This is a genomic window from Pseudomonas sp. AL 58, assembly GCF_036348395.1.
Lineage (GTDB): Bacteria > Pseudomonadota > Gammaproteobacteria > Pseudomonadales > Pseudomonadaceae > Aquipseudomonas > Aquipseudomonas defluvii.
Window position 1 is genome coordinate 72,353 of the sequence record NZ_JAZBQR010000004.1, and the last position, 17,031, is coordinate 89,383.

Here is a 17,031-nt window from a genome sequence, read left to right on the forward strand (position 1 = left end):
ATCGGCGCATTTGCAATGACCATGACCCCGACCGTTCCCCGTCGTCCACGCTGGCGCAGCCTGGCCATCGTGGCCTTGTTCCTCGCCCCACTGCTCTTGCCGCTGCAACACCTGGCCGAGCGTTACTATCAGGACGAGCTGGCCGGGCAAAATCGCCAGACCCTCGACCTGTACGTGGCAAACCTGCTGGGTACCCTGCACCGTTATGAAACCCTGCCGCAGATCCTCGGTGACCTGCCAGCCCTGCGTGCGGTGCTCAAGGACCCGATGCGCCTGGAAACCCTGACCAACGCCAACCGTCTGCTCAAGGACATCAGCACCCAGACCGGTGCCGAAGTGATGTACCTGATGGACACCAACGGCAACACCCTGGCAGCGTCCAACTGGGACAAGCGCGACACCTTCGTTGGCCGTAACTTTGCCTTCCGCCCGTATTTCAGCGATGCCCTTACCGGACGCCTGGGGCGCTTTTTCGGCCAAGGCACCACCTCGGCCAAACGCGGTTACTTCTTTGCAGGTGCCGTGCGCGATGGCGAGCGCGTGATCGGCGCACTGGTGGTCAAGGTCGACCTGGACCACACCGAAACGCTCTGGGGCAAAACCCCGGAACAACTGCTGCTGACCGACCAGAACGGCGTGGTTATTCTGACCTCCCGTCCGGACTGGCGCTTCCGTGCCACCCGGCCACTGACCGATACCGAGCGCGCCGCCATTGCAGCGATCCAGCCCTACCCGACGCTGACGCCCCAACCGCTGAACCTAGACCCCAAAGCCTGGCTGATCCAGACCCGAACCATCGAGGAAACCGGCTGGCAAGTGAGCATCCTTGCCCCACGCACCCTGATCGACCGTTCGGTACGCACGGTGCTGGCCATCGGCGGCGCCACGCTGCTGGTGTTGATGCTGCTGCTTGGGCTGATCATGCAGCGGCGGCGGCACTACATGGACCGAATCGCCTTCGAGGCCCGCGCCCGCCAGGAACTGGAACAACGGGTCATTGAGCGAACCGCCGACCTTGAAGGTCTGAACAGCCGCCTGAAAAACGAAGTGCTGGAGCGCGAGCAGGCGCAACAGGAACTGGTCCGTGCGCAGGATGAACTGGTTCAGGCCGGCAAGTTGTCGGTGCTCGGCACGATGTCGGCGAGCATCAGCCATGAGCTCAATCAACCGCTGGCGGCCATCCGCAGTTATGCCGAGAACGCTGAGATCCTGCTCGACCATCAGCGCACCGAAGAAGCCCGCAGCAACCTCAAGCTGATCGCTGAACTGACCGGGCGCATGGCCTCGATCATCGCCCACCTGCGCGCCTTTGCCCGGCGCGACCGGCACGCCCCCGAGAGCGTGGCCCTGCAACCGGCCCTGGACGATGCCCTGGCCCTGCTGGCCAAACGGCGCCGGGCAATGGCCGTGGAACTGGTGCGTGACCTGCCAGAGGCCACCCTGTGGGTACAGGCCGGTGAAACCCGCTTGCGCCAGGTGCTCGGCAACCTGCTGGCCAACGCCCTCGACGCGCTGACCGAGAAGGCCAACCCGCGCAAGCTGTGGCTAAGTGCCGAACGCAAGGACGACAACGTCTACCTGTACATTCGCGACAACGGCCCAGGGTTCAGCAGCGAAGCCATGGCCCGTGCCCGTGAACCGTTCTTCACCACCAAGACCCGTACCCAGGGCCTTGGCCTGGGGCTGGCGATCTGCGATACCTTGATGCGTGCGCTGGGTGGCGAACTGCTGCTGGCCAACCACCCTGAGGGTGGCGCACTGCTGACCCTGAAACTGCGCGTAGCCAAACCCGGCGCCAACCTGCAAACCTCGGAGGATCCATCGGCATGACGACCGAGCCGCTCATCGATAGCCGCACACAGGTGATTCTGGTCGATGACGACCCGCACTTGCGTCAGGCGCTGAGCCAGACCCTCGACCTCGCCGGCCTCAAGGTCATGTCCCTGAGCGATGCCCAAGGCTTGGCCCAACGTATCGAAGCCGATTGGCCGGGGGTAGTCGTAAGCGATATTCGCATGCCAGGCATCGACGGCCTGCAACTGCTCGAACAGTTGCATGGGCAGGACCCGGAGTTACCTGTGCTGCTGATTACCGGCCACGGCGACGTACCGTTGGCCGTCCAGGCCATGCGTGCCGGCGCCTACGATTTTCTGGAAAAACCCTTCGCCAGCGATGCCCTGCTCGACAGCGTGCGCCGGGCCTTGGCCCTGCGCCGCCTGATACTGGACAACCGCAGCCTGCGCCTGGCCCTCAGCGATCGCCAGGCATTGAGCGCCCGGCTGGTCGGGCAATCGGCACCGATGCTGCGCCTGCGTGAGCAGATTGGCGCGCTGGCCCCGACCCGCGCCGACGTATTGATCCTCGGCGAAACCGGCGCAGGCAAGGAAGTCGTCGCCCGTGCCCTGCACGACCTGTCGAGCCGCCGCGACGGCCCGTTCGTGGCGATCAATGCCGGCGCGCTGGCAGAGTCGGTGGTCGAGAGCGAGCTGTTCGGCCATGAACCCGGCGCCTTCACCGGGGCGCAGAAACGCCGGATTGGCAAATTCGAGTTCGCCAACGGCGGCACACTGTTCCTCGACGAAATCGAGAGCATGAGCCTGGATGTTCAGGTCAAGTTGCTGCGCCTGCTGCAAGAACGAGTGGTCGAGCGCCTGGGCGGCAACCAGCAGATTCCGCTGGATATCCGGGTCATCGCAGCCACCAAGGAAGACCTGCGCCAGGCCGCCGATCAGGGCCGCTTCCGGGCCGACCTGTACTACCGCCTGAACGTCGCGCCGCTGCGTATTCCACCGCTGCGCGAACGCGGCGAAGACATTTTGCTGTTGTTCCAGCATTTTGCCGACGCGGCCAGCCAGCGCCACGGCCTGCCCGGCCATGCCCTGCAACCGGCGCAGCGCGCCCTGCTCATGCGCCATGCCTGGCCAGGCAACGTGCGCGAACTGCAGAACGCGGCGGAACGTTTCGCCCTTGGCCTTGAGCTGGCCCTGGACGGCGACAGCCACAGCGAACCGCTGGCCGCCAACCCGGTGCTGGGCAGCGGCAATTTGAGTGAGCAGGTCGAGCACTTCGAGCGCTCGCTGATCGCCGCCGAGCTGGCCCGTTCGCACAGCTCACTGCGCAGCCTGGCCGAGGCCCTGGGTATCCCGCGCAAAACCCTGCACGACAAGTTGCGCAAGCATGGCCTGAATTTCGCCGACAGCCACAGCAGCGGCACTGATGATCTTGAGGAGAACCGCCCGTGACCACCGACAACCAGTACCTGGAAGCCCTCCTGCACCACGACATTCCCCTTACCCGGGAAATGGGCTTGCAGGTACTTGATTGGCAACAACAGCGCCTGCGCCTGCAGTTGCCGCTGGCCGCCAACGTCAATCACAAGAGCACCATGTTTGGCGGCAGCCTGTATTGCGCCGCCGTGCTGGTCGGTTGGGGCTGGTTGCACATGCGCTTGCGCGAGGCCGGCATCGACGACGGCCATATCGTCATTCAGGAAGGTCAGATCAACTATCCAGTGCCCGTCACCGGTGCAGCCATCGCTCAATGCGAGGCGCCTGATGAGAAGGTCTGGAACAAGTTCATCGCCACTTACCAGCGCTATGGCCGGGCCCGCCTGAACCTGAACACCCAGGTTCGCAACGCCGGCAGCGAAGAGGATGCCGTGCGTTTCAGCGGGCAGTACGTGTTACATCGCTGAGGCGAGCTTGAGCAGGTCGTTGCGCCACGCCGCAGCGGCCGGCAACGCCAGGAAAAACGCATTGAGTAACGATTCACGTGGCGGGTAGCTGAAGACCTGGCCATCGAGGCCCAAGACTTCACCACCGGCGCCCTCCAGCACTCCTTGGGCTGCTGCCGTATCCCACTGCGAGGTCGGCGCCAGGCGCGGGTAACAATCCGCGCTGCCCTCAGCCAGCAGGCAGAACTTCAACGAACTGCCGATATTGGCCAGTTGCAACTCGCCCAGCGTGCCGCTGAGCCCTGCCAACAAGTGTTCCTGCTGTGGGCTGGTATGACGGCGACTGGCGACCACGGTAAAGCTTTCACCCGCCGGTGGCGCCAGACGAACCTGAATCGGCTCCGCCTCGCCTCCGCGTTCGGAGCGCCAGGCGCCGAGCGCTTTACCACCGAAATAGCAGCGGCCACTGGTCGGCATGGCGACCACACCGAACAGCACTTGCCCCTGTTCAATCAGTGCGATGTTGACGGTGAATTCTTCGCTGCCTGCGATGAATTCCTTGGTACCGTCCAGCGGGTCGACCAGCCACCAGCGCTGCCAGGTCTGACGTTTGCTCAAGGGAATATCGCAATCCTCTTCGGACAGCACCGGAATCTCCGGGGCCAGCGCTTGTAGCCCACTGGCAATCACTTGATGCGCGGCCATATCCGCAGCCGTCACCGGCGAGGCATCAGCCTTGGCAGTCACCGCAACATTGACCCGCCAGAACGGCAGAATGGCATCCCCTGCCAGACGGGCCAGATCGACGACCTCAGCTATCATCGCGTTCAGGTTCAATTCGCTCATGGGACAAATACCCCACGCTGGGTCAGCAGGTCGCGCGCCAGGTACAACGCCGCCAGCGCTCGCCCTTCGGAAAACTGCGGATGCTGTGCCAGCGAGGCCAGATCACGCAGGTTAACCTTATCAACCCGCATCGGCTCCGGCTCATCGCCCTCAAGGCGCTCTTCATAGAGGTCGCTGGCCAGCACCACCTGGATTTTCTGGCTCATGTAGCCCGGCGACAACGACAGTTCGGTCAGGTGCTCCAGTTGCCGGGCACCGAAGCCGGCCTCTTCCTTGAGCTCACGGTCGGCCGCAGCCAACACGTCTTCGCCCGGTTCGATCAGGCCCTTGGGCAACGACAGTTCGTACTCGTCGGTGCCGCCGCAGTACTCCTCAACCAACACCGCGTGTTCGGCATCGAGCATCGCCACGATCATCACCGCACCATACCCGTTGCCGCGCCCGACTAATCGCTCATAGGTGCGCTCGGCACCGTTGGCAAAGCGCAGTTGCACCGCTTCGACACGAAATAGACGGCTGCTGGCGACAATCTCGCGAGCAAGGACTGTGGGTTTCTGGCGCATGGGTGGCGGCTCCTTGGCGTGAACGCGGTACTATACCGTGGCTTGCCCGGCCACTGCGCCCGACTGACCGAGAATCTTTCATGCCTGCCCTGAACTGGCGCGACATCGATACCGTTCTACTCGATATGGACGGCACCCTGCTCGACCTGCATTACGACAACCACTTCTGGCTCGAACACCTGCCGCAGCGCTATGCCGAACTGCATGGGGTGAGCCGGGCCATGGCCGAACTGGAACTGCAGCCGTTGTTTGAAAAGAACGCCGGCTCGCTGAACTGGTACTGCCTGGATTTCTGGAGTGCAGAGCTGAACCTGCCGATTCGCGAACTGAAGCTGGAAACCGCGAACCTGATCGCCCTGCGCCCGGATGCCGACGTGTTCCTTGCGGCCATCCGCGATGCCGGCAAGCGGGTGGTGCTGATCACCAACGCCCACCGCGATTCGCTCTCGGTGAAACTGGAACGGGTGGCACTGGCGCCGTATTTCGAGCGCCTGATCAGCTCCCATGACTACGGTTTTCCCAAGGAAGACCCGCAGTTCTGGAGTGCCCTGCAGGCCGACATCAACTTCGACCCGGCGCGCAGCCTGTTCATCGACGACACCTTGGCGATCCTGCGCAGCGCCCAGTCTTTTGGTGTTGCACACCTGCTTGCGGTGCGTCAGCCCGACAGCCGCAAAGGCCCACGGGACACCCAGGAGTTCGCGGCACTGGACGACTATCGGACGTTGCTCGAAGGGCTCGGTTAGAATGCCTCGCCTGCCCTGTGCCGTGGAGCGCCGATGGACATCAAACAGCTGAAATTCCTGATCGCCCTGGATGAAACCCGCCACTTCGGCCAAGCGGCCGCGTTGTGCCATGTAACCCAGCCAACCCTGTCGATGCGCCTGCGCAACCTGGAGCAGGAACTGGGTTTGGCCCTGGTCAATCGTGGTCAGCGCTTCGAGGGGTTCACCGCCCAGGGTGAACGGGTGCTGGCCTGGGCCCGTTCGGTACTGGCCGCCTACGATGGCTTGTACGCCGAAGCGGCTGCCTGCCGTGGGCATCTGGTCGGTACCCTGCGCCTGGGCGTGGTGCCGCTGTCGAGCTTCGACCCGCTGCCACTGCTGCAGCGCCTGCACAGCCAGCATCCTCAACTGTGCTTTGAACTGAGCGCACTCAGCTCCGAGCAGATTCTGGAGCAGTTGGCGAGTAACCGGCTTGACCTCGGCGTGTCGTACCTCGAACGGCTGGATAACGAACGTTTCGAGTCCCTGGCGCTGGGCGACACACGCATGGGCCTGCTGTATGACCCGGCGTACTTCAATTTCGACGATCAGCCCCTCAGTTGGCAGGCATTGACCGAACTGCCTTTGGGCCTGCTCACCGCTGGCATGCACTTTCGTCAGTCAATCGACCACAACTTCCACAGCCGTGGCCTGAACCCGCAACCGCTGCTGCAGACCGATGCCGTGCATCAACTGGTACAAGCGGTGAACGGTGGCCTGTGTTGTGCAATCATGCCGCTGGCCACCGGCCTGGAAGCCTTGACCGAGCGCCTGCGCCTGCAGCCCATCGAGCAAGCAAGCACCCTGGCACCGCTGGGCCTGATCATGCGCCGCAGCGCACCGCGTTCGGCCTTGGCCGAGGCCTGCTTCAACGAGTACCGCCACATGCAGGACGAGGTTTGATCGACCCGCTCTATCACGGCATCAGTATTAGCGATTAGACGATACCTGAGCGCAGGCCTAGGCTTAAGACTGATCAGCCGCCGGTACCTGTGCCATGACCCTAAAACGCCCCACTTGCGCGGCGACCACTGAGCTGGTGACGCCAGCGGCCAGCAACGACTACGCGTTCCACGACCTCGAAGACAGCACGCCGACCTACACCGCACTGGCCGAGGAAATGGCTCTGGCGATTGCCTATAACGGCATCAGCCAGGCGGTCATGCTGGTCAGCCCCACCGACCTTGAAGACTTCATCGTTGGCTTCAGCATCGGTAGCGGCATCGCCGAGGCCAGCGAGATTTATGACATCACGCTCAGCGGCAGCGGCTCAGCCCTGCACGCGGAGGTGGAGATCGCCAGCCGGGCGTTCTGGAACCTCAAGAACCAACGTCGGCAACTGGCCGGTACCAGCGGTTGCGGCCTGTGTGGAGTCGAGGCATTGGAGCAGGCGCTGCCCGAGCTCAAGGTATTGCCCGGCGCACCCTTGCCACCGGCCGCCTGGCTGGTCGACCTGCGCCAGCGCATCAGTGCCTTCCAGCCGCTGGGCCAACACTGTGGCGCGGTGCATGCCGCACTGTTCATGGACGCCAACGGCGAACTGCTGTTGGGCCGCGAAGATATTGGTCGGCACAACGCCCTCGACAAACTGATCGGGGCCCTTGTACGCCAACGCATCGCCACCAAGGGTGGCCTGGCCATTGTCACCAGCCGCTGCAGCCTGGAGCTGATCCAGAAGGTGCTGCGTGCCGGCATCCAGACGCTGGTCAGCCTGTCTGCTCCGACCGGCCTGGCCCTGCAATGGGCCCGCCAACACAACCTCAACCTTATTCACCTGCCACAACGTAGTGCGCCGCGGGTCTACAGCCCTGCGCGGGAGAACCGAACGTGAACCTGCCCCATCAAGTCGACCAGAAACCTGTTCCACGCTACAAGCCTTACCGCGGCGCCGCAGGTGGCTGGGGCGCACTGCGCAGCGTGGCACAAGCCTGGATTGGCAGTGACAACGCGCTGAAAAACATCCGTGCGTTGCTCAAGACCAACCAGAATGGCGGCCTCGACTGCCCAGGCTGCGCCTGGGGTGACTCGCCGGAAAGCGGCATGGTCAAGTTCTGCGAGAACGGCGCCAAGGCAGTGAACTGGGAAGCGACCAAACGCCGGGTCGATGCTGCGTTCTTCGCCCGCCACAGCGTCACCTCGCTGCTGCAGCAAAGCGATTACTGGCTTGAGTACCAGGGCCGGCTCACCGAACCGATGAGCTACAACCCCACAACCGACCGCTACCAGCCCATCAGCTGGGAGGCCGCCTTCGCCCTGATCGCCCGACACCTGCAGAACCTGGCAAGCCCGGATCAGGCCGAGTTCTACACCTCCGGCCGCGCCAGCAACGAAGCGGCATTTCTCTACCAGCTGTTCGTTCGTGCCTACGGCACCAACAACTTTCCAGACTGCTCGAACATGTGCCATGAAGCCAGCGGTGTGGCATTGGGGCAAAGTGTCGGCGTCGGCAAAGGCACGGTGACCTTCGACGATTTCGAGCATGCCGAGGCGATCTTCGTCTGGGGCCAGAACCCAGGCACTAACCACCCCCGGATGCTTGAGCCGCTGCGCGAAGCGGTCAAGCGGGGGGCTCAGGTCGTCTGCATCAACCCGCTCAAGGAACGCGGCCTGGAGCGTTTCCAGCACCCGCAGCACCCCTTGGAGATGCTCACCAACGGTGACCGTCCAACCAACACGGCGTACTTCCGTCCGGCCCTGGGCGGCGACATGGCAGTACTGCGCGGCATGGCCAAGTACCTGTTGCAGTGGGAGCGCGAAGCCCAGGCCAGCGGTGCACCAGCGGTGTTCGACCACGCCTTCATCGCGCAACACAGCGCCGGTGTCGACGACTACCTGGCAACGGTCGAGGCCACGCCCTGGGAACAGATCGAGGCACAGTCGGGCCTGAGCCTTGCCGAGATCGAACAGGCGGCGCAGATGTACTGCAAGGCTGGCAAGGTCATCATGTGCTGGGCCATGGGCATCACACAGCACCGACATTCAGTGGCAACCATTCAGGAAATCGCCAACCTGATGCTGCTGCGCGGCAACCTTGGTGTACCGGGTGCTGGCCTGTGCCCGGTGCGTGGCCACAGCAATGTGCAGGGCGACCGCACCATGGGCATCAACGAGCGCCCACCGGTGGCGTTGCTCGACGCGCTGGAAAAGCGCTTCGGTTTCAAGGTGCCTCGGCACAACGGCCACAACACTGTCGAAGCCATTGGCGCAATGCTCGCCGGCCAGGCCAAGGTGTTCATCGGCTTGGGCGGCAACTTCGCCCAAGCCACACCAGACACCGAGCGCACCGCCCAGGCCCTGCGCAACTGCGCACTGACCGTGCAGATCAGCACCAAGCTCAACCGCAGCCATCTGATCCACGGCAAGGACGCGCTGATCCTGCCATGCCTGGGACGCACTGACATCGACCTGCAGGCCGAAGGCGCCCAAGCGGTCACGGTAGAAGATTCGTTCAGCATGGTGCATGCCTCCAATGGCCAACTGCAGCCGTTGTCGCGGCAGATGCGCTCGGAGCCTGCGGTCATCGCCGGCATCGCTGCGGCCACCCTCGGCGCGCAGCCGGTGGACTGGCACTGGCTGGTGGCCGATTACGCACGCATCCGCGAGCTGATCAGCCAGACCATCCCGGGGTTCGAGGATTTCAACCAGCGCCTGGCGCACCCCGGCGGTTTCTACCTGGGCAACAGCGCCAGCCAGCGCCAATGGAATACCGCCAGTGGCAAGGCCAATTTCAAGGCCAACGCCCTGCCCGATGACTTGTTGCATGAATGTGTTCGCGCCAGTGGCCAGGTACCGGACCTGATCATGCAGTCGATGCGCTCGCACGATCAGTACAACACCACGATCTATGGTCTGGACGACCGCTACCGCGGTGTGAAAGGCCAACGCGATGTGTTGTTCGCCAACGAGGCCGACATCATTCGCCTGGGCTTCCGTCCGGGGCAGAAGGTGGATATCGTGTCGCTCTGGAGCGATGAGCGTGAGCGTCGGGTCAAAGGCTTCACCCTGCTCGCCTTCGACATCCCCGCCGGGCAGGCAGCAGCCTATTACCCCGAGGTGAACCCACTGGTGCCGCTGGAGAGCGTCGGCGATGACAGCCACACGCCCACCTCGAAATTCATCGCGATCAAGCTGCTCGCAGCCAGCGAGACGGCACGAATCATCTGACCGGTTTACGCCCACAAAAAAGGCCCTGACAACACTGCCAGGGCCTTTCCCGAAGTAGCTCAGACACGCGAAATTCGAGAAAGTTTCAGCTAAAAAACAGTAACTTATCGATTTGTGCACAAGTCGTGTTACTCGTCGGATTTCCGTTGCCAGCCCCATCCCAGAGCCTCAGGATCGCCTCGTCATCCCTCTGAGGCTCTCTTAGATGAAGAAGTACTCCTCGATTCTCTTGTTGTCCCTCGGCCTGCTCAGTGGCGTTGCCTCGGCAGGCGGCACCACCGAAGCCGGTATTGGCGGCGCATTGGGTGGGGTATTGGGTTCGGTCGTCGGCCAGTCGATTGGCGGCAGCACCGGCTCTGCGATCGGTGCGGGCCTCGGTGGTGCAGCCGGTGGTGCTGTTGGCGCGAACAAACACAGCCGCGGCGAAGCCGCCATCGGGGGCGCACTGGGCGCTGCCGGCGGTAACGTGGTGGGTCGCAGCATGGGCGGCACCACAGGCAGCCTGATCGGTGCAGCCGCCGGTGGCGGTGCCGGTGGCGCGCTGGGTAACTACATGGGCAGAGAAGCCGACGAAGAAGACCGTGACTACCGTGGACGTGGTTACCGCGGGCGCGACTACGACGACCGTCGTTACTACCATGACCGTGGCCATCACTACGGCCAGCGCAAGCACCGTCACTGGCGCCACGACGACTGATAGCCGCCGCGACAACGGCCTAAAGGCACACCGCTATCACGTCACTGGCTTAAGCCAAATACCTAACGGTTCGCTTCCCTGGCGATCCGTCGGCATCGACCCGGAGCTCACGCTCCGGGTGCGTTGCAGAACACCCGCCAAGCGGCCGGAACGCCCCAACCCACCGCATACCCCTCTAGCCCGACCTTGCCCGATACCAACGGCTTAAGGGGAGTCCTGATATGGGCAAACAGGGCTGGGCGCTATCATCCAACGTCCTCAGATCAGGCAGGACGCAAGGAATGCGGATAGGTAATGACGCTGAAAGCCGAACGCTTGTCGCCACTAAAGGGTTGGCAAACTTCAAACCGGCGTTACCCGACCCTACCGAGTTCCAGCAGTTGCAGACACTCGTGCATCAAAGCTGCGGCGTCGTCATCACCGACGACAAGCGCGCACTGATCGCCGCCCGCCTGAATCAGCGCCTGCGCCACCACCGCCTGGACACCTACCGCGACTACCTTCAGTTACTCGAACAGCCTCATTATCAGGCTGAGCGCAGCCTGGCCATCGACCTGCTGGTTGCCAAGGAAACCTACTTCTTTCGCGAGCACCGTCACTTCGAGTACCTCGGCCAATGGTTAGCGAAACACCAAGGCCCGGTGCGCCTCTGGAGTGCCGCCTGCTCGTCCGGTGAAGAGGCCTACAGCCTGGCCATGGTCGCCAGCGAACATGCCGCCACCGATCACTGGGAAGTACTGGCCAGCGATGTCAGTACACGCATGCTGTCGCTTGCCCAAGCAGGTATCTACGATATTGCCCAGGCCCGCTATTTTCCTGAAGGCTGGCTAGAGCGTCATGGCCTGTGTGGCATTGGTCAGATGGTCGGGCGCCTGCGCATGAGTGCATGCTTGCGCCAACGGCTAACCCTCAAGACCATCAACCTGATCCACCCATTGCCCGACGACCTGGGCCATTTCCACGCCATCTTTCTGCGCAACCTGTTGATGTACGTCGACAGCGAGCACAAGCCGAGCCTGCTCAAGGACATAGTGGCTCGCCTGCACCCTGGTGGCCTGCTGTTTATCGGGCACGCTGAGAGCATCCACGAACTGGCGCTTCCCCTTCGCCCGATACTACCTTCCGTATTCGAACGCTTATGACTGCACACTCACGGCAGGCCACCCAGGCGCGACACCGACACTGATGGCGCAGCACCGCGACAGCGCTCACATGGACCGAGCAAACCTGTCGCTCCTCATCCCTTGCGAAACAGGCTCGAACCCATGCTTTGCCGAATACTCCTTGTCGATGACTCGCCCCTCTTCAGAGCAGGTCTGAGGGCATTGCTCGAACAAAAAAAAGACTATGTCATCGTTGGGGAGGCTGGCGACGGCCTGAAGGCCATCACGTTGGCTGAACAACTGAAGCCGAACATCATCGTGCTGGACATGCTCCAGCACGCATTCGACAGCGAGGAGGTTCTGGGCGAACTGCAACTGCGCGTACCGTCGAGCCGCGTACTGATCCTATCGTCCCGCTCAGAGCTGGAGTTCGTGATGAAATGCCTGCAACACGGCGCCCACGGCTTCCTGCTCAAGAGCGCAACCGTGCCGGAACTTGAGTCGGCACTGCATGCCCTAAGAAGCGGCAGTCAGTACCTGTCCGCCACCGTACTGCCGCTGGTGATCGAACAGGCGGTGAAACACAGCCGCAAGCGCCCGACGATAGGCACCACGACACAACTGACCACCCGCCAACTGGAAATCCTTCGGCTGATTGCCCGTGGTGAGTCGACCCGCTCGATTGCCGAAGGCCTGGGCCTGAGCATCAAGACCATTGAGGCCCATCGCTCGCAGATCATGCACCGCCTGCAGATCCACGACGTGCCGGGCCTGGTGCTGTTTGCCGTACGCGAAGGCATCATTCGCCTGAACGACTGAGCCTACTGGAGCGCCTGCAAGGCCGCCTGCAAGCGCTCCGGCAAGCTTGCCGGGCGACCTGTAGCACGCTCAACGAACACCTGTACCACGCGCCCTACCGCGCAGGCTTGCGAGTCATTGGCCTTGAACAACGCCACCGCGTATTCGACGCTACTACCGGCCAGGCGGCTAACCCGCACGCCAACCGCCAACACCTCGGGGAACGCTGCCGAAGCGAAGAAATCGCAGGACGAACTCACGACAAAACCCACCACTTCGCCGTCTTGTGGGTCCAGTTCGGCACGTTCGATCAAGTATGCCTGCAGCGCACTGTCAAAGAACGCATAAACCATTGCACCGGCGATATGCCCCTGTGCATCGACGTCCTGCCAGCGCGTCTGAACAGGGTGAAAATGAGGGTAATGATCACGCTGAACCGTCTCGGACATACGATCCCTCCTGATGATGGCATCGACAAAGTGTTAGAGAGTGCGCGGTGCCCGCATCGTTGGCAAGCCAACTCCCACAGGGTCCGCGCAGAACGCCGCATTTCCTGTAGGAACAAGCTTGCCTGCAATGGCATCAACTCGGTGCCAGCAAGTACGCGGCGCCTGCATCGTTGGCAAGCCAACTCCCACAGGGGGCCGCGCAGCACACTGCTTTTCTGTGGGAGCAGGCTTGCCTGCGATGGTATCGGCGCGGTGTCAGTGGGTACGCAGCGCCCGCATCGTTGGCAAGCCAACTCCCACAGGGGGCCGCGCAGTAGACTGCTTTTCTGTGGGAGCTGGCTTGCCTGCGATGGTATCGGCGCGGTGTCAGTGGGTACGCAGTGCCTGCATCATTGGCAAGCCAACTCCCACAGGGGTCCGCGCAGTACACTGCTTTTCTGTGGGATGCAGGCTTGCCTGCGATGGTATTGGCGCGGTGTCAGTGGGTACGCAGGCCTGCATCATTGGCAAGCCAACACACACAGAGATCAACGCCAGAATGTTTTAGGCTTAAAAAACAAACCCCCGCTAAAAAGCGGGGGTTCGTCAGTGCGCTGGCGACAACTTACAGTTGTGGGCCGGCGTTCTTGATGGCATCGGAAACGTCGAACTTCTTGAAGTTCTCGATGAACAGCTTGGCCAGGCCTTTGGCTGCTTCATCGTACGCGGCCTTGTCAGCCCAGGTGTTACGTGGGTTGAGCAGAACGGTTTCAACGCCTTCAACGGCCTTCGGCACGTCCAGGTTGATGATGTCCAGGTGTTCGGTTTCAGCACCGATCAGCGCACCGCTCTGGATCGCCGCGATCACCGCACGGGTGGTCGGGATGTTGAAACGCTTGCCAACGCCGTAGCCACCACCGGTCCAGCCAGTGTTGACCAGGTAGACCTTGGAGTTGAAGCCACGGATACGCTTGATCAGCAGCTCAGCGTATTCACCGGCAGGACGCGGGAAGAACGGAGCGCCGAAGCAGGTGGAGAAGGTCGACTTGATGCCGGAACCCGAACCCATTTCGGTGGAGCCAACCAGTGCGGTGTAACCCGACAGGAAGTGGTAGGCCGCCTGCTCTTCGCTGAGGATCGACACTGGCGGCAGTACGCCGGTCAGGTCGCAGGTCAGGAAGATGACCGCGTTTGGCTCGCCGCCGAGGTTTTTCGGTGCACGCTTCTCGATCAGTTCGCGCGGGTAGGCCGCACGGCTGTTCTGGGTCAGACTGTCGTCCGCGTAGTCGGCTTTCTTGGTGACCGGGTCGATGACCACGTTCTCCAGAACAGCACCATGCTGGATCGCTTTCCAGATGACTGGCTCGTTCTTCTCGGACAGGTCGATGCACTTGGCATAGCAACCGCCTTCGATGTTGAACACCACGCCTTCGCCCCAGCCGTGCTCGTCGTCACCGATCAGGTAACGGCTTTCGTCAGCCGACAGGGTGGTTTTACCAGTGCCGGACAGGCCGAAGAACAGGGTCACATCGCCCTCTTCGCCCATGTTGGCAGCGCAGTGCATTGGCAGCACGTCGGCCGCTGGCAGCAGGAAGTTCTGTACCGAGAACATCGCTTTCTTCATCTCGCCGGCGTAACGCATGCCTGCGATCAGCACCTTTTTGGCGGCGAAGTTGATGATCACGGTGCCGTCGGAGTTGGTGCCATCACGCTCAGGTTCGCAGACGAAATTCGGCGCGTTGATGATCTGCCATTCCTGCTTGGCGCCCGGATTGTAGGTTTCCGGGTTGATGAACAGGCAACGGCCAAACAGGTTGTGCCAAGCCGTCTCGGTGGTCATCTTGACCGCCAGGTAGTGGGCTTCGTCGGAACCGACATGCACGTGGGAAACGAAATGCTCGCGCTCGTTGACGTAGGCCTCGACGCGGTTCCAGAGGGCATCGAACTTGTCGGCCGGGAACTTGCGGTTGATCGGGCCCCAGGCAATAGCGTCCTGAGTGGTTGGTTCTTCTACGATGAAACGGTCAACCGGCGAACGACCGGTGCGATGACCGGTTTTCACGACGAGGGCGCCAGTATCGGCCAGCTCACCTTCACCGCGGTTCAGGGCTTCTTGTACCAGCTCGTCGACACTCAGATCGGTGTACACGGCGTTGTTGGCTTGCGTCATGAGATTCCCCATCCGGCCTGAGGCCGAGTGCTCCAAACGTTTTGTAGTAGAACTTTTTAAACTACTACAGCGAAAAAAGTGGCCGGATTATGCCAGAAACGCCCAAAAAAAGTAGAGCCCTCCTGTCAGAACGGCGCTTTTCCGCCATTCGACAGGAGATTTACCTGAGGTTAAACGTTTCAGTGACGAGTATCTGACGGTGCCTCAACACCCGCACCCACGAACAATTGCGCCACATCAGAAGCATCGAACCGGTAGCGTTCGTTGCAGAACTGGCAATCGATCTCGATATGACCGCCATGCTCGGCCAGCAGTTGCTGCGCATCTTCCTGACCCAGGCTGACCAGTGCATTGCCCGAACGTTCGCGCGAGCAACTGCAACGGAAGCGCAGCGGCTGGATGTCGAACAGGCGCACAGCCTCTTCGTGGTAGAGGCGGTGAAGGATGGTTTCGTTGTTCAGGCCAAGCAGTTCTTCATCACTCAGGGTGCTGGCCAGGGCAGTGACGTGCTGCCAGCTGGCGGCGCGATCGTCTTCATCTTTCTGGCGATCGGCAGGCAGTTGTTGAAGCAACATGCCACGGGCGTTTTTGCCATCGGCCTTGAGCCAGAAGCGCGTGCCAACCTGCTGGGACATGACGAAGTAGTTGGTGAAGCACTGCGACAGGTCCTCCCCGTCCAGGTCTACCAGGCCCTGGTAACGCTGGCCGTTGGTAGGGTCGACGGTCAGTGCGAGTACGCCGTCCGGCATCAGTTCGCTCAGCGTCGCCGTATCGCCTATCTGGTCTGCATCGTAACGCGCCAGGCCGCGGATTTCGCGCTCGCTGGAGCACTCAACCATCAACAATGGAACCGGGCCTTCAGAGCGTGCCTGAAGAATCAGCAGGCCATCAAATTTCAGCGTGCCAACCAGCAGCGCCGCTGCCGCCATCAGCTCCCCGAGCAGTTGCGCGACGGGCTCCGGATAGGTGTGCTTGGCCAGCACTTCGGCGTAACTACGCTCGAGCGCAACCAGCTCACCGCGAACATCGCTTTCGTCGAAGATGAAGCGTTGGGTGTAGTCGGTATCGGGCAAATCGTGCATGAGTTCTGGCTTTCTAAGAGGTGACAAAATAAATGGGCTGGCCATCAAAGGCCGCGTCAGGGCACCTGCGGGTACCACGGTGTGCTGCTTGAACCGGGTATTTTATGGGCAATCGGCCACTGATCCAAGCGAAGCAAGGCGGGTTCACACCGACACGCTGCAACCCCACCTACTCTGTTTCCGCTTATGGCCTTTTGACCAGTGCCTCTGCCGGCCTTTCGACGAATGGCAATGCCGACCACGCAAACGCTCAATGACCCGTGTCGTGGAACTGGTGAAGCTGGCGCCGCTGCTTCTTGGTCGGCCGCCCATCGGTGGTCACACCCAGCGCGCCCGCTTTGCGCATGGCCGCCGCCTGTTCACGGCGGGCAATACTCTGCGCTGTTTCCTCGTACAGCGCCTGGGCTTCGGGGGCACCACGGCGCACCACCGACAATGCCTTGACCACGACAGTGCGTTCGTCGAAACCGGTGCGCAAGACGAACTCATCGCCTATCCGTGGCTCCTTGCCCGGCTTGCAGCGCTCACCTCGGCAATGCACCTTGCCACTCTCGATGGCCGCCTTGGCCAACGCTCGGGTCTTGTAGAAACGTGCCGCCCACAACCATTTGTCCAAGCGAACCTTGTCGTCTTCTTCGGGCTTTTGTGCCATCTCATGTCCTCGATCGCAATCTGCAATCGAACTGTACTACCGTAACTGGCGGATGCAAAAAGTACGCGGCGTGCTTACAGTTCACCGATCA

At 62.0% G+C, this 17,031-nt stretch carries 16 protein-coding genes; 10 read left to right on the plus strand and 6 right to left on the minus strand.

The features are described from left to right. Nucleotides 1–15: 15 nt before the first annotated feature. From UIA24_RS05720 to UIA24_RS05730, 3 genes are read left to right on the plus strand one after another with little or no spacing between them, the layout of a single operon-like run. Complete coding sequence (locus UIA24_RS05720) at nucleotides 16–1,830, plus strand: sensor histidine kinase (RefSeq protein ID WP_102053661.1); 1,815 nt, start codon at nucleotides 16–18, stop codon at nucleotides 1,828–1,830. Beyond that, a complete protein-coding gene (locus UIA24_RS05725) occupies nucleotides 1,827–3,242 on the plus strand; it encodes a sigma-54-dependent transcriptional regulator (RefSeq protein ID WP_102053660.1) in 1,416 nt (471 codons plus the stop codon). The genes UIA24_RS05720 and UIA24_RS05725 overlap by 4 nt, the downstream gene beginning before the upstream one ends. Continuing rightward, entirely contained in the window at nucleotides 3,239–3,694 is a 456-nt protein-coding gene (locus tag UIA24_RS05730; RefSeq protein ID WP_065761081.1) for a YiiD C-terminal domain-containing protein, read from the plus strand. The genes UIA24_RS05725 and UIA24_RS05730 overlap by 4 nt, the downstream gene beginning before the upstream one ends. On the opposite strand, the gene cysQ is transcribed toward UIA24_RS05730, so the two are convergent. After that, a complete protein-coding gene (cysQ, locus tag UIA24_RS05735) occupies nucleotides 3,683–4,519 on the minus strand; it encodes a 3'(2'),5'-bisphosphate nucleotidase CysQ (protein ID WP_330522392.1) in 837 nt (278 codons plus the stop codon). The two genes, UIA24_RS05730 and cysQ, sit on opposite strands and share 12 nt — an antisense overlap. After that, nucleotides 4,516–5,082, minus strand: a complete 567-nt coding sequence (nudE, locus tag UIA24_RS05740) for an ADP compounds hydrolase NudE (RefSeq protein ID WP_065761083.1) — start codon at nucleotides 5,080–5,082, stop codon at nucleotides 4,516–4,518. The genes cysQ and nudE overlap by 4 nt, the downstream gene beginning before the upstream one ends. An 80-nt stretch (nucleotides 5,083–5,162) precedes the next feature. On the opposite strand from nudE, the gene yrfG reads away from it, so the two are divergent. The 7 genes from yrfG (at nucleotide 5,163) to UIA24_RS05775 (ending at nucleotide 12,629) form a co-directional block, all read left to right on the plus strand. Next, entirely contained in the window at nucleotides 5,163–5,828 is a 666-nt protein-coding gene (gene yrfG, locus UIA24_RS05745; RefSeq protein ID WP_065761084.1) for a GMP/IMP nucleotidase, read from the plus strand. Nucleotides 5,829–5,861: 33 nt separating this feature from the next. Further along, on the plus strand, nucleotides 5,862–6,749 hold the full coding sequence (locus UIA24_RS05750) for a LysR family transcriptional regulator (protein WP_102053657.1): 888 nt from the start codon (nucleotides 5,862–5,864) through the stop codon (nucleotides 6,747–6,749). Nucleotides 6,750–6,843: 94 nt separating this feature from the next. Then, nucleotides 6,844–7,677, plus strand: coding sequence for a formate dehydrogenase accessory sulfurtransferase FdhD (gene fdhD / locus UIA24_RS05755; protein ID WP_330522393.1), 834 nt, complete (start codon nucleotides 6,844–6,846; stop codon nucleotides 7,675–7,677). Nucleotides 7,678–7,679: 2 nt separating this feature from the next. After that, entirely contained in the window at nucleotides 7,680–10,010 is a 2,331-nt protein-coding gene (locus UIA24_RS05760; RefSeq protein WP_442963006.1) for an FdhF/YdeP family oxidoreductase, read from the plus strand. A gap of 205 nt (nucleotides 10,011–10,215) precedes the next feature. Continuing rightward, entirely contained in the window at nucleotides 10,216–10,707 is a 492-nt protein-coding gene (locus UIA24_RS05765; RefSeq protein ID WP_330522395.1) for a glycine zipper domain-containing protein, read from the plus strand. A gap of 281 nt (nucleotides 10,708–10,988) precedes the next feature. Then, nucleotides 10,989–11,849, plus strand: a complete 861-nt coding sequence (locus tag UIA24_RS05770) for a CheR family methyltransferase (RefSeq protein ID WP_083199865.1) — start codon at nucleotides 10,989–10,991, stop codon at nucleotides 11,847–11,849. Between the two features lie 123 nt (nucleotides 11,850–11,972). Further along, entirely contained in the window at nucleotides 11,973–12,629 is a 657-nt protein-coding gene (locus UIA24_RS05775) for a response regulator transcription factor (RefSeq protein WP_330522396.1), read from the plus strand. Between the two features lie 2 nt (nucleotides 12,630–12,631). On the opposite strand, the gene UIA24_RS05780 is transcribed toward UIA24_RS05775, so the two are convergent. The 4 genes from UIA24_RS05780 to UIA24_RS05795 all read right to left on the minus strand — a co-directional run bounded on the left by UIA24_RS05780 (nucleotide 12,632) and on the right by UIA24_RS05795 (nucleotide 16,940). Then, nucleotides 12,632–13,057, minus strand: coding sequence for an acyl-CoA thioesterase (locus UIA24_RS05780; RefSeq protein ID WP_330522397.1), 426 nt, complete (start codon nucleotides 13,055–13,057; stop codon nucleotides 12,632–12,634). Nucleotides 13,058–13,661: 604 nt separating this feature from the next. Further along, on the minus strand, nucleotides 13,662–15,206 hold the full coding sequence (locus UIA24_RS05785) for a phosphoenolpyruvate carboxykinase (RefSeq protein ID WP_065760105.1): 1,545 nt from the start codon (nucleotides 15,204–15,206) through the stop codon (nucleotides 13,662–13,664). A gap of 179 nt (nucleotides 15,207–15,385) precedes the next feature. Further along, nucleotides 15,386–16,288, minus strand: a complete 903-nt coding sequence (gene hslO / locus UIA24_RS05790) for an Hsp33 family molecular chaperone HslO (RefSeq protein WP_065760104.1) — start codon at nucleotides 16,286–16,288, stop codon at nucleotides 15,386–15,388. A gap of 250 nt (nucleotides 16,289–16,538) precedes the next feature. Beyond that, entirely contained in the window at nucleotides 16,539–16,940 is a 402-nt protein-coding gene (locus tag UIA24_RS05795) for an RNA-binding S4 domain-containing protein (RefSeq protein WP_330522399.1), read from the minus strand. Nucleotides 16,941–17,031: the final 91 nt, after the last annotated feature.

Excerpts from the sequence above, each read along its gene's own strand:
- UIA24_RS05795 (WP_330522399.1), bottom strand. The coding sequence starts at position 16,940 with ATGGCACAAAAGCCCGAAGAAGACGACAAGGTTCGCTTGGACAAATGG.
- UIA24_RS05725 (WP_102053660.1), top strand. The coding sequence starts at position 1,827 with ATGACGACCGAGCCGCTCATCGATAGCCGCACACAGGTGATTCTGGTC.
- UIA24_RS05770 (WP_083199865.1), top strand. The coding sequence starts at position 10,989 with ATGCGGATAGGTAATGACGCTGAAAGCCGAACGCTTGTCGCCACTAAA.
- fdhD (WP_330522393.1), top strand. The coding sequence starts at position 6,844 with ATGACCCTAAAACGCCCCACTTGCGCGGCGACCACTGAGCTGGTGACG.
- nudE (WP_065761083.1), bottom strand. The coding sequence starts at position 5,082 with ATGCGCCAGAAACCCACAGTCCTTGCTCGCGAGATTGTCGCCAGCAGC.
- UIA24_RS05775 (WP_330522396.1), top strand. The coding sequence starts at position 11,973 with ATGCTTTGCCGAATACTCCTTGTCGATGACTCGCCCCTCTTCAGAGCA.
- cysQ (WP_330522392.1), bottom strand. The coding sequence starts at position 4,519 with ATGAGCGAATTGAACCTGAACGCGATGATAGCTGAGGTCGTCGATCTG.
- UIA24_RS05765 (WP_330522395.1), top strand. The coding sequence starts at position 10,216 with ATGAAGAAGTACTCCTCGATTCTCTTGTTGTCCCTCGGCCTGCTCAGT.
- UIA24_RS05750 (WP_102053657.1), top strand. The coding sequence starts at position 5,862 with ATGGACATCAAACAGCTGAAATTCCTGATCGCCCTGGATGAAACCCGC.
- UIA24_RS05720 (WP_102053661.1), top strand. The coding sequence starts at position 16 with ATGACCATGACCCCGACCGTTCCCCGTCGTCCACGCTGGCGCAGCCTG.
- hslO (WP_065760104.1), bottom strand. The coding sequence starts at position 16,288 with ATGCACGATTTGCCCGATACCGACTACACCCAACGCTTCATCTTCGAC.
- UIA24_RS05780 (WP_330522397.1), bottom strand. The coding sequence starts at position 13,057 with ATGTCCGAGACGGTTCAGCGTGATCATTACCCTCATTTTCACCCTGTT.
- yrfG (WP_065761084.1), top strand. The coding sequence starts at position 5,163 with ATGCCTGCCCTGAACTGGCGCGACATCGATACCGTTCTACTCGATATG.
- UIA24_RS05785 (WP_065760105.1), bottom strand. The coding sequence starts at position 15,206 with ATGACGCAAGCCAACAACGCCGTGTACACCGATCTGAGTGTCGACGAG.